The organism is Halomonas sp. SSL-5, assembly GCF_030708455.1.
Taxonomy (GTDB): domain Bacteria; phylum Pseudomonadota; class Gammaproteobacteria; order Pseudomonadales; family Halomonadaceae; genus Halomonas.
Genome location: NZ_JAUYWF010000005.1, coordinates 45777 through 58306 on the forward strand (window position 1 = coordinate 45777; position 12530 = coordinate 58306).

The 12530-nt window shown below is 60.2% G+C and carries 9 protein-coding genes and 1 pseudogene; 5 read left to right on the plus strand and 5 right to left on the minus strand.

The window, feature by feature from the left end; translation table 11 throughout:
* Positions 1-6: 6 nt before the first annotated feature.
* The 3 genes from RAN53_RS07095 to RAN53_RS07105 all read right to left on the minus strand — a co-directional run bounded on the left by RAN53_RS07095 (position 7) and on the right by RAN53_RS07105 (position 3230).
* Positions 7-1329, minus strand: coding sequence for an O-antigen ligase family protein (locus RAN53_RS07095; protein WP_305796126.1), 1323 nt, complete (start codon positions 1327-1329; stop codon positions 7-9).
* A gap of 218 nt (positions 1330-1547) precedes the next feature.
* Positions 1548-2267, minus strand: a complete 720-nt coding sequence (locus RAN53_RS07100) for a transposase family protein (protein WP_305796127.1) — start codon at positions 2265-2267, stop codon at positions 1548-1550.
* A 105-nt stretch (positions 2268-2372) separates the two neighbouring features.
* Entirely contained in the window at positions 2373-3230 is an 858-nt protein-coding gene (locus RAN53_RS07105) for a hypothetical protein (protein WP_305796128.1), read from the minus strand.
* 295 nt (positions 3231-3525) lie between these two features.
* Here RAN53_RS07105 and RAN53_RS16355 point away from each other — a divergent pair.
* Both RAN53_RS16355 and RAN53_RS07120 read left to right on the plus strand, forming a co-directional pair.
* Positions 3526-4611, plus strand: a pseudogene (locus tag RAN53_RS16355) (ISL3 family transposase).
* Positions 4612-4783: 172 nt separating this feature from the next.
* On the plus strand, positions 4784-6466 hold the full coding sequence (locus RAN53_RS07120) for a sulfatase-like hydrolase/transferase (RefSeq protein WP_305796130.1): 1683 nt from the start codon (positions 4784-4786) through the stop codon (positions 6464-6466).
* Between the two features lie 5 nt (positions 6467-6471).
* Here RAN53_RS07120 and waaF read toward each other — a convergent pair whose 3' ends face one another.
* Together waaF and rfaD are read right to left on the minus strand one after the other, a co-directional pair.
* Positions 6472-7527, minus strand: a complete 1056-nt coding sequence (gene waaF / locus RAN53_RS07125; protein WP_305796131.1) for a lipopolysaccharide heptosyltransferase II — start codon at positions 7525-7527, stop codon at positions 6472-6474.
* A complete protein-coding gene (gene rfaD, locus RAN53_RS07130; RefSeq protein ID WP_305796132.1) occupies positions 7520-8476 on the minus strand; it encodes an ADP-glyceromanno-heptose 6-epimerase in 957 nt (318 codons plus the stop codon). The genes waaF and rfaD overlap by 8 nt, the downstream gene beginning before the upstream one ends.
* A 99-nt stretch (positions 8477-8575) precedes the next feature.
* On the opposite strand from rfaD, the gene glyQ reads away from it, so the two are divergent.
* The 3 genes from glyQ to gmhB all read left to right on the plus strand — a co-directional run bounded on the left by glyQ (position 8576) and on the right by gmhB (position 12484).
* On the plus strand, positions 8576-9550 hold the full coding sequence (gene glyQ, locus RAN53_RS07135; RefSeq protein WP_305796133.1) for a glycine--tRNA ligase subunit alpha: 975 nt from the start codon (positions 8576-8578) through the stop codon (positions 9548-9550).
* Positions 9551-9552: 2 nt separating this feature from the next.
* The gene (gene glyS / locus RAN53_RS07140) at positions 9553-11619 is read left to right on the plus strand and encodes a glycine--tRNA ligase subunit beta (protein ID WP_305796134.1); all 2067 of its coding nucleotides are present in this window, start codon (positions 9553-9555) and stop codon (positions 11617-11619) included.
* A 280-nt stretch (positions 11620-11899) separates the two neighbouring features.
* On the plus strand, positions 11900-12484 hold the full coding sequence (gene gmhB, locus RAN53_RS07145; protein ID WP_305796135.1) for a D-glycero-beta-D-manno-heptose 1,7-bisphosphate 7-phosphatase: 585 nt from the start codon (positions 11900-11902) through the stop codon (positions 12482-12484).
* The last annotated feature ends 46 nt before the right edge of the window (positions 12485-12530 follow it).

Consider the following 12530-nt stretch of genomic DNA (forward strand, 5'->3'; position numbering starts at 1 on the left):
ACACCATCACGAACTATTTTCTTTACGGTTTCCCGCCTGTTCAGACAACCAGATATGGGTAACCAGCCCGCCCATAACGAGACTGAAAAGATGAATGCCCGTCCAGTAGAAAATGAATGACTCAAAGCTATTAACAACCAACCAGAATATAAAGAAAGAATAACCAAACAGGGCCATATTACCCGGCATGTAGCCATTCCGCCATGCCCGCCAGGTGCCACGTGCGACCCACCAGCCCAAAGCAACAAAAACCGCCAAGCCCAGCAAGCCATATGAAACCAACAGCTCCAGGAAGCTGTTGTGTAAATGGCCAAATGCTTTTAATTTCGGAGGAAGCCCTTCCGTTTGTCGCATCACGAGCGAGCCTGCATCGTCTCCCCAGCCCACCACAGGGCGCTCAGCAATCCAGCTTAGTGATGCTTGCCAAGAAACCACTCGAACTCCAACGCTAGTTAAAGGCATATCATCGATATCACCTTCTAGCAACTGGGTTACAACTCCACTTTCATGGATCAGTCGTTTGGATATGGTATCGTGAAATGTAAACAGCACTCCCATTCCCAGCATGGTCCCAATCAGGCCCGTCACAATGAACGCTCGGCTAATCCTTACTTCAGGTCCTGCTTTTAATTTCCAGACAGCCCATACCAGCCCCATTAAAGGGAGCACGATTGCCAATGCCAACCAGCTGGCTCGGGTTTGTGTAAAAATGACACCCGCCAAGCAGAGGAGAACTCCACCCCCCCACCCAGCTCGACGCAACCAGCTCCATTTTCCTGCTTTCAAGCATAGCTGACTGAAGGACAGCAAACCTATCAGTCCTGCCCCCAAAAACATACTGATATGCTGGGCATTATGAATATTAAAATCAACACGACGCCCTAGCAGCCCAAGCCGCCAATCATTAACTGCACTCGGTAACAATGTGGCTATCAAAACACCAGCCAGTGCAAGCCCCCAAATTAAAAGTGTGGCGCGTGTACTTCCTCCCAACCACCATGCAACAGCAATAAACACAAAACTCTTGGCCAGTCGACTCAATTTAGGATAGTCTGGCAACCATTCTGGATGGTGGAAATAACCTAACAGCCAAGTGATTAGCTGCACAACTAACGCCACCCATAACAGCCACAGCGGTGCACTTCGCCGAAACTCTTTCCCGTATACTAAAAGCGTAACCAACCCAACGAAAGTCAATAAGATACCACTAAACTCACCTATCTCTGGCACCGGCAAGCGAAGTAATGCACTCACCCCCATTGAAACAATACCAATATACCACCATACTTTAGGAATCTCCCAGCCTGCTGGGCGAAAATTACTCAACATACAGCCTACCACCCAAAATTAAAAATCTATTCATTATAACTAGCCTACGTTAAGCAACATTCCCAAGGAGTACTTTTTTCTACGGGTTAAGAACACCTGAGAAAAATGAACTCTAATAATTAAATTCTCACCCACCGACGACTTTGAGTAATGACACCTCAGTATCTATGCGACCAAAGAGCAGCGACATTATCGCTTATCTCGGGTTCTTCGTCACTTCACGTGGTTTTGGCCTGACCGAACAGGCCGGTCATCCCTTCCAGCCGTACGTTCGTCAGTACCGAGATCCACCGCCTGACCACCGCCTCGGCGTGCCGCTCCAGCGTCTCCGAGGCCGCCGCATTCTTGCCGTGGCCTGGGACGGCGAAGATCACCGGCTCCTGCTTGCGCTGCATGTGGAGGAATACCGTCACGTAACGCTGGCCGCACCGAGAGGCGGTTTTGTCGACGCCGACGGTGGCCTCGTTGCTCAGATCCAGTATCCAGTTCCCCAGCATCCAGCCGACGTAGTGGTACACGATGCGGCAAAGCCGTGTGACGGAGATCTCCAGTTGCCGGGAGACGGCCAGTACCGGCATCTTCTTGACCAGCGAGATGTCGGATTGCTCGAACAACAGGGTGAAGTCGCTGCCTGGCCAGGCCCAAGGCACCTCGATGCGCTTGATGCCATACTCGGGGCACTTGGTGCGAGGCACGCGGGCATGCAGGTAGCAGTGATGCTGGAAGAAGTTCAGGTGCCGCCAGGTCGTATCGGCGGAATCGTGAACCGGACAGGCCTTGCCGCAGTCAGGGCATGGATAGAGGTTGCCTCGTTCGGCTTCGACGAAGAGATCCAATCGGTGGGGCGATACGGAGGCATCCAGATGCTGCTCCTTGAGGATCCAGGGCGCTTCCAAGCCCAAGCCCAAGCCGAGGGTCAGAATCTGGGTGCCATCCATGCCATGCCTCCTATGGTCGTGGAGGTCATATCCTGGCCCAGCTCAAGAGGCGAATTCCCCACCCAACGACGAAGAGCCTATTGATGGCTCTACATTTTTAATAAATTAAATATTATTTCCATAATATTTAATCATATTAGCTATCTGCTTGTCATTATAACTCCTGTCCACATTTAACTTATTCAGTCCACCTTCGGAAGACGCATTCGGCAGCTCAACAAAGTCCTTAAAGCCTCTTCCCTGAACATTTATAATTTCTGTTTTATTTAGTTTTGCCATAAAAAACATCCAGACATCATCTGCATAAGGGCAAATTTCAGTAAATATTTCTTTTTTTATCACATCTTCATATAACGAATTCGGTGGATAAAGAGCTCCCGCTCCCCCTGTGAGAAAAATATTGCCATTATTGTCTTTCGTCTCTTTTTTCCATTCTTTATAAGGCCTTATTTTACCTTTTCTATAAGTAATCTCATGCGCCCTTTGCCCTATTATTGCACCGGGGTGCTCTTTATGTTTGTTGACCAAAATCTCTATTGTATCTCTAGGATAGAGAATATCATCATCCAACGTGATAATGATGCTATCAGGAAAGTCTAAAAGCGAAGGAACTATCTTTTTATAGCTCTTTATATCTTCACAAAACCTTATTTCAAGGCCGAAATTAGTTCTTTCAGTTATTGAAATTGGCAAGGCATCAAACTCACCCTCCGCCAGCCATAAAACAACTCTATTTGGCAAGACTGTCTGCTGAGAAATAGATTCAAGAACTAAGTAGACATCATGGATTCTTTTAGAGTACGTAGTCAAACTTACAACTATTTCTTTATCAACAACGCGACTTTCTTGTGTTAGACGCTTAGCTTCTCGTGCATCTACCTGGTACTGTCTCTTAGCGACCTCTCTCTCTACGAGGATCCTTATTCTCTCAATATCTTTCTTTTTTCTTTTCCTAAAGAACATTTCTCACCTATACTTACTTAGCTAATATACGATTTTAATTACCACATCAGCTCAGCCATCAACACATCTAACCACTCTTCTAACCTCCTCCGGTGACGCTCTATCTTTTTACCTAGAAAGAGAACAAGCGTGCAATCTTGATATAATCACGCTCCCCACTCCGCATATTATTTGGTTCTTCGCAGATCGACGTAAAATCAACGTAAAACAGGCAAACCTTGAAGCGGAGGCGGGATAGAGAAACAGCAGTAAATCCGAATAATATGATATTCATTAAAACGTCAGCCTACGGAGCATGGATGCTACCCTGCTCTGCCTGTTCTGGAAAGGTTTCAGCATCACCCACCACGAGTTCTTCGACCCACAGACGTTGCGGCTCCAATTGGAACCCGATGGCCGGATCCGGCCGGTCTGCAGAGGCTGCGATCACGCCTGCTTCCTGGTGCATGACGTGCATCGACGGCACGTGCGTGAGGCACCGCTGCTGATTACCGAGTAGAGCTCGACGTCCCGGTGCGACGCCTACGCTATCTTGTCTATGGCCCGACACAGGAGCACATCGACTGGCTGCCGGGGCCCTCGCCGGTCACCACCACACTGCGCCAGTGGGTGGAGCACGTGGTTGGGGCGGCTGATGATAGACGACTTCGCCCTGCACAAAGGGCACCGCTACGCCACGGTGGTCGCCTTCGCCGACATCCAGAAGGGAGTGTGGATCGGCGAACGTCGTTCTTCCCACGAGGCGATCCGGCCATTCTTCGAATGGTTGGGCGAGGCTCGAGAACAGATAGAGGTCGTGGCATGGACATGAACTCGGCCTTCGATCTCGAAGTGAAGGCCCAGTGCCCCAACCCCAAGGTGGTCTCAGATCGGTTCCATGTGGTGGCTAAGTACGGACGCCACGTGATGGACTGGGTGCGCGTAGATCAGGCCAATCAGTTGCACGACAACAAGGCCCCCCGCAAGTTGATCAAGGGCAGTCGCTGGCTGATGCGCAACGCCGACAACCTCAAGCGCGAGCAGGCGGTGAAGCTGGGGGAATTGTGGGCGGCCAATGTGTCATTGACCAAGGCGTACCTGCTAAAGGACCAGCTGAAGACCCTGTGGTTTGCCGACGACGCGGCCACCGCCCGAAACGCCTGGCAGGAGTGGTACCACATGGCCACCATCAGCGGCATTGAGGCCTGGGACGCTTCACCAAGTGGTAGGCCACGTACCTCGTAGGGATCCTGTCCAGTGCTCGGCACCGGCTGAACACCAGCGTGCTGGAGGGCATGAACAACCGGATAAAGATCATCCAGCGAATCGCCTACGGCTACCGTGACACAGCGTACTTCTTCCTGAGAAGATCCGTGCCGCGTTTCCGGGCAAAGTGCGGTGAACCCAAAAATGATGTCACCCAGAACTGATGTAGCCTCGTCATCGCCTTCTCCATCGCCAATGGCGTATTCTGGAAGTACATGAAGGCCTATGCACTCCACCAGGCACCTCCTTGACAGTCCTCAGGATGCGGCCTGGATGGCCACCACCCGCTTACCCTATCGCGAACATTCATGAAGCTTCACTCAAGCCCTGATTGGCTCAAACATCCCCGCTGGTGGGCCCTGCTCGTCATCGGGCTCTGCCTCGGCTACGCCATCGTCACCGTAGCGGTGCTGCCGGTGTGGAGCCTGGTGCCCATCGCTGGTGCCTGGCTCGGCCTGGGCTGGCTGTTGCGCTGGGGCGAGCCGGCGAACCCCAGGCCACCAGTCAGGGTCTGGCCCTGGTCGCTGGTGCCACTCTGCCTGTGGGGCGTCTACGTCTATCTGGCCGAAAGCTTCGGCATCGTCGAGATCGGGGCAATCTTCTTCCACCTTCAGGCCGGCATCTCCGACCATGGCGGTAGCGGCCGCCTGCTGGCGGCGGCTCTCTACACCCTGACGATGCTGGCCCTGCTGACCGCCTTCATCTGGTTGGCGCGCCACGACCACCGCTGGCGACTCGCCGACCGCTTGCTGGCACTGGTGCTGGTGGCCAGTAACCCGCTGTTCTACAGCATGGGGCAGCGCAGTGCGGCCATCGTCACCGACGATGGCGCCTGGCTGGACAGGCGCTTCGTGACGCCCACGATCGAGCAGGCGCCGGATGATCCACCCAACCTGCTGGTGCTCTATCTGGAGAGCATCGAGCACACCTATGCCGACCGCGAGCGCTTCGGCGATGCCTATGCCTTCCTCGACGCCCTGGGCCGACGCGGCCATGTCTTCGAAGGCGTCCGCCAACTGGAGAACACCGGCTGGACCATGGCCGGCATGATCGCCAGCCAGTGCGGCACCCCGCTGATGCCGGCGGGGCTACTCCACGACAACCAGTTCGAGCCGCTGGGACGCGTGGTGCCCGGGATTCGCTGCCTCGGCGATGTGCTGGATGAACAGGGCTACCGGCTCAGTTTCCTGGGCGGGGCCAGCACCGAATTTGCCGGCAAGGGAATCTTCTACCGGGACCACGGTTTCGACAGGGTCATGGGCCGCGCCGAACTCGAGCCACGCCTCGAGGACAGCGACTACGTCAACGACTGGGGGCTCTTCGACGATAGCCTCTACGACTTCACCGTCGAGGAGATCCGCCGTCTGGACAACGAAGATGCGGGCCCCTGGGGAGTCGTCAATTTGAGCCTCACCGGCCACGCGCCCAGCGGCTATCCGGCCCGGGCCTGCGAGGCGCGCCAGGGCGAATTCGACGGCGAGGATATCCTCTATTCGGTGGAGTGCTCGGCCTGGCTCACCTTCGACCTGATCGACCGCCTGGAAGAGGAGGGGCTGCTCGAGAATACGTTGGTCGTGATCGCCAGCGACCACCTGACGATGCGCGTATCGGCCTGGGAGCAACTGATCGCCGGTGAACGCGACAACACCTTCATGCTGCTGGGGAAGGGGACCGAGGCCGGGGCACGCACCCAGCGTCAGGCCGCTACCACCGACCTCTTTCCCACCATCCTGGAGGCGATGGGCTTCACCATCGACCGCCACCGTGCGGGGCTGGGCGTGTCGCTGCTCGCCGAGCAGCCAACCCTGGTGGAACAGCATGGCCTGGCCGATCTGGCGGCGCGCATGCACGAGGAGACGGCCCTGCAGCAGCGCCTGTGGGAGGGCCTGATACCCGATGGCAGACAGCAGGAGAGCGGGCAGGCTACCCCCCGGCAGGTCCTGGAGGCACCCGAGGATGGGGCCGACGAGGCGACCCCGATCATGCAGTAGTCGGCCTAGGCCTTGGCGATGGTCGCACGCCCCGAGCGAATGGCCTGGAGCAGGCGTTCGGGAGCCATTTCCACCAGGCAGCGGGTATGCCCGAGTGGGCAGACGCGCGCGAAGCAGGGTGAACACTCCACGGCCAGATAGTGGATTTCGGCGTTGTCGGTCAGCGGCGGCGTGTAGGCCGGCGAGGAAGAGCCGTAGAGTGCCTGCACTCGAGTCCCCACCGCCGCCGCCACGTGCATCAGGCCCGAGTCGTTGGTGACCACCTGCTCGCAGTCGGCCAGCAGGTCCACGGCATCGGCCAGCCGCGTCCTGCCGCACAGGTTATGGGCGCCCGCCAGGCCCTCGGCTATCGCCTCTCCCGCCTCGACATCCTTGGGTCCACCCAGCACACGCACCTCGAACCCAGCTGCCACCAGACTCTCGGCCAGGGCGCGGAAGTGCCCCAGCGGCCACTGCTTGGCGGGGCCGTACTCGGCCCCGGGCATCATGCCGATGGCCGGACCCGAGGAAAGCCCCAGTCGCTCGCGCAGGTCGGCCTGGTTGGCCGCATCCACCTCCAGCCTTGGCTGGGGTATCGCGAAGCTGCCCGTGGCCGCCTCATCGGCGGACAGTCCCAACGAGACGAATCGCTTCACCGTCTGGTCGAGCACGCGCTTGTCGAGACGGCGACGCTCGTTGAGCAGCCCAAAGCGCTGCTCACCATGAAAGCCGACGCGATGAGGAATTCCCGCCAGGAAGGGCACCAGGGCCGACTTCCAGGAGCGCGGCAACACGATGGCCCGGTCGAAGCGACCGCGCAGCCCACGCGCCGCCTCGCGGCGCACGGACCAGCCGAACTGGCCGTGGGCCACATCCAGGGCGATCGCCTCATCCACCTCGGGCATGCGCTCAAGGATCGGCAACGACCAGCCCGGCGCCATCACCGCGAGGGTACCGCCGGGATGGCGAGCGCGTAGCGTCATCAACAGGCTCTGGGCCATCACCATGTCGCCGACCCAGGAGGGGCCGACCACCAGGATGCGCTCGCCGCCCGCCTCGCCCTGCGGGGCCGATTCAACCATTCAGCCACTCCAGGTATTCGCGCACACCCTCTGCCACGGTGCGGAATTCGCGGTCGTAGCCGGCCTCGCGCAGCCGCGAGATATCGGCCCGGGTATAGCTCTGGTAGCGCCCCTTCAGTTCCTCGGGAAAATCGATGTACTCGATGGCCCCATGGCCGTAGTAATCGATCACCGCGTCACCGATCGCCTTGAAGGGCTCGGCGCGCCCGCTGCCCAGATTGAAGATGCCGGACTCCTCGGGGTTGTCGAGGAACCAGAGGTTCACGTCCACCACGTCGCCCACATAGACGAAGTCACGGCTCTGCATGCCCGCCTCATAACCGTCCCAAGCACCGAACAGCTTGACGTCCTGGCCGGCGCTGATCTGGGTATGGTGATGGAACGCCACGCTGGCCATCTTGCCCTTGTGCTGCTCCCGCGGGCCGTAGACGTTGAAGTAGCGGAAGCCCACCACCTGGCTGCGGAAGGAATCGTGATGGGCACGCACGTACTGGTCGAACAGCAGCTTGGAGTAGCCGTATACGTTGAGCGGCTTCTCGTGTTCCGGGGCCTCCATGAACACCTCGCTGCCGCCATAGGTGGCCGCCGAGGAGGCGTAGAGGAAGGGGATGCCTCGCTGCTGACAGAAGTGCAGCAGCACCTTGGAGTACTCGAAGTTGTTGTCGAGCATGAAGCGGCCATCCCACTCGGTGGTATCCGAGCAGGCACCCTCATGGAAGATCGCCTCGATCTTCGGCAGCCGCGCATGCTCGCCACGAAGCTCGGCCTCTACCCGGCGACGGAAGTCGTCCTTGTCCAGGTAGTCGCCCAGGGTGCAGTCGGCCAGGTTGACGAACTTGGTTCCGTCGGAAAGGTCGTCGACGACCAGCACGTCCTGGTGGCCGCGCTGATTGAGTGCCTTGACCAGATTCGAGCCGATGAAGCCGGCTCCGCCTGTCACTACGATCATGGGGAGAATCCTCTGTCTCGGGGCGTGCGCCTATAACCGATCTTCCGGTGATTGTATACTTGACGCCCTGTGAATTCATGGCCAATGGTGCTTTTCCCAATGACACTCTCGACACCTACGTCGACCTCGGCCCCCGGGTCGACGGCAGACGCCTCGACCTTTCAGGGGCTGATCCTGGCCCTCCAGCAGTACTGGGCCGAACAGGGCTGCGTGGTGATGCAGCCGCTGGACATGGAGGTCGGTGCCGGCACCTTCCATCCGTCGACGTTCCTGCGCTCTATCGGCCCCGAGACCTGGAACGCCGCCTATGTGCAGCCCTCGCGCCGCCCCACTGACGGCCGCTATGGCGAGAACCCCAACCGCCTGCAGCACTACTACCAGTTTCAGGTGGTGATGAAGCCCTCCCCCGCCGATTTCCAGGAGCTCTACCTCGGCTCCCTCAAGCGCCTGGGAATCGACCCGCTGGTCCACGACATCCGCTTCGTCGAGGACAACTGGGAGTCCCCCACCCTGGGCGCCTGGGGCCTGGGCTGGGAGATCTGGCTCAACGGCATGGAGGTGACCCAGTTCACCTACTTCCAGCAGGCCGGCGGCATCGAGTGCTTCCCCGTGACCGGCGAGCTGACCTATGGCCTCGAGCGTATCGCCATGTACCTCCAGGACGTGGACAGCGTCTACGACCTGGTATGGACCATCGCCCCTGATGGCTCCCGGGTCACCTACGGCGACGTCTACCTGCAGAACGAGCGTGAGCAGTCTGCCTACAACTTTGAACACGCCGACGTCGACTTCCTGTTCGGCGCCTTCGATCAGCAGGAGCGCGACTGCTCGCGACTGCTCGCGGCCAACCTGCCGCTGCCCGCCTACGAACAGGTGCTCAAGGCCTCCCACACCTTCAACCTGCTCGACGCCCGTCACGCCATCTCGGTGACCGAACGCCAGCGCTACATCCTGCGCGTACGCACCATGGCGCGTGACGTGGCCCACGCCTATTTCGAGTCGCGCAAGGCCGCCGGCTTCCCGCTGGCTCCCGAGGCGCTGCGCCGCGAACTGCTTGAACAGGGAGACACTTGAGCATGGCTGCCAATACCCTACTGGTTGAACTGGGCGTCGAGGAACTTCCCCCGAACGCCATCGACACCCTCTCCGACGCCCTGGCCGAGGGCCTGCATCGCGGCCTGCGTGATGCCGATGTCGCCCATGGCGAGGTACGCGCCTACGCCACGCCGCGCCGCCTGGCGGTACGCATCGAGGCGCTGGCCGACAAGCAGCCCGATCGCGAGGTGGAGAAGCGTGGCCCGGCACTGGCGGCCGCCTTCAAGGACGGTCAGCCCACCAAGGCCGCCGAGGGCTTCGCCCGCTCCTGTGGCGTCGGCGTGGATCAGCTGATCCACCTGGCAACCGACAAGGGCACCTGGCTCGGCTACCGCGAACAGCAGCAGGGCGAGACCATCGCCGCACTTATGCCGGGCATCCTGCAGAAGGCCGTGGCCTCCCTGCCGGTACCCAAGAACATGCGCTGGGGCGCCTCGCGGGTGGAGTTCTCCCGTCCGGCACACTGGCTCGTCGTGCTCTACGGCAACGAGGCCATCGCTGCCCAGGCCCTGGGCCTCGAGGCCGGTCGCACCACCTACGGCCATCGCTTCCATGCTCCCGAGGCCATCGAGCTGGCCCATGCCGACGACTACCTCGCCACCCTGGAGCAGGCCTGGGTACTGGCCGACCGTGACGTGCGCCGCGAGCGCATCCGTGAACAGGTGCTCTCCGAGGCGGAGGTGCAGGACGCCATCGCCGTCATCGACGAGGCGCTTCTGGTCGAGGTCAGTGGCCTGGTGGAATGGCCCGTGGCACTCACCGGCAGCTTCGACGAACGCTTCCTCGAGGTGCCCGCCGAGTGCCTGATCTCCTCGATGAAGGCCAACCAGAAGTACTTCCACCTGCTCGATGACGAGGAGCGCCTCAAGCCGCTGTTCATCACCATCGCCAATATCGACAGCAGCGACCCTCAGCGGGTCATCGAGGGCAACGAGAAGGTAATCCGTCCGCGACTGGCCGATGCCGCCTTCTTCTACGATACCGACCGCAAGCGCAGCCTGGCCTCGCGGACGGCTGAGCTCTCGGGTGTGGTCTTCCAGAAGCAGCTCGGCACCCTCGCCGACAAGGCACACCGCAGCGCCGCCGTGGCTGCCTTTATCGCCGGCCAGATCGATGGCGACGTCAGCCAGGCACGCCGCGCCGCCGAGCTGGCCAAGTGTGACCTGGTCACCGAGATGGTGCTCGAGTTCCCCGAGTTGCAGGGCACCATGGGCCGCTACTATGCCGCCCAGGACGGCGAGCCCGCCGAGGTCGCCCAGGCCATGGAGGAGCAGTACCTGCCGCGCTTCGCCAGCGATGCCATCCCACAGAGCCGTACCGGCCTGGCCCTGGCCCTGGCCGACCGCCTCGACACCCTGACCGGGATCTTCGGCATCGGCGCCCGTCCCACCGGCACCAAGGACCCCTTCGCACTCCGGCGTGCCGCTATCGGCGTACTCAACATCCTGATCAAGGGTGAGCTCGACCTGGACCTGCGCGAACTGCTCGACCTGGCCGCGGCCCAGCATCAGGAGCTTCCCTACGCCGAGAACCTGGTGGATGAGGTACTGGACTACATGCTCGACCGCTTCCGCGCCTGGGGGCAGGACGAGGGCATCTCCACCGAGGCCTACCTGGCGGTGCGTGCTCGTCCGGTGACGCGCCCGCTGGATTTCGCCCGTCGCCTGCGCGCAGTACAGGCCTTCGCCGGACGCGAGGAGGCCGCCGCCCTCGCCGCCGCCAACAAGCGTGTCTCCAACATCCTCGCCAAGCAGGCAGATGAAGTGGGCAGCGCCGTCGACACCTCACGGCTTCAGGAGGACGCCGAGAAGACCCTGCACGAGGCGGTCAACGCCCACCGCGACATCGTCACGCCGCTGTTCGCCGAGGCTCGCTATCAGGAGGCGCTGGACGCCCTGGCTGGCCTTCGCGAGCCCGTGGACGCCTTCTTCGACCAGGTGATGGTCATGGCCGACGACGAGGGCGTGCGCAGCAATCGCCTCGCCCTGCTGGCAGACCTTCGAGCGCTGTTCCTCGAGGTTGCCGATATCGCCCAGCTTCAGCAGTAGACGCTCCGGGCAATGAGCCACCAAGGCCGGCAGCAACCGCTGCCGGCCTTTTTTCATGCCTGACGGCGGTGTTCCACATGAAACATGCCGCCCATTATCGTTGCCGTTGGCCGCCGATGTTTCACGTGGAACATAACAGCCCCTGCCCCAGTACCAGGCCAAGGCAAGGCATATGCCATAATCCTCTGCGCCCCCCCCTTGCTCCTTGCTCCTTGCTCCTTGGCAGGCAATGTTCCACGTGAAACACTCCCCTCTCCCCAAGACACAGGAGCCCTGTCGGATGCTTTCCCCCGACCACCTAGTGATCCTCGACCGTGACGGCGTGATCAACCAGGACTCAGATGACTACGTGAAGTCCCTGGAGGAGTGGATTCCCTACCCCGGCGCCATCGACGCCATCGCGAGGCTGAGCCGCGCCGGTTGGACGGTGGCAGTGGCCACCAACCAGTCGGGCATTGCCCGTGGCTACTACACCGAGGCCACCCTGTCCGACATGCATGCCGAATTGCGCCGCCTGGTTAGTGAGGCCGGTGGCGAAATCGCCCATATCGCCAGGTGCCCGCATGGCCCGGATGATGGATGCAACTGCCGAAAGCCTCTTCCCGGGCTGCTGGAGCAGATACGCGATGCTCTCGAGCTGACCACTCTGTCCGGAAGCTGGATGGTGGGTGATAGCCTGCGTGACCTGCAGGCGGGCGACGCCATGGGCTGCCAGCGGGTGCTGGTGCGCAGCGGCAAGGGGAAGAGGACGCTCGCCAAGCATCCGGAGCTGGCGGCGACAGTTAGCGAGACCCACGTCTTCGAGGACCTGGCGGAGTTCGTCGACTGGCTAATCGCTACGCAGCAACACGAAACTGGAAGGTAGAAGCCGGGGAGAAATATATCGGAATATGCTTATCCAGGCCATTGCC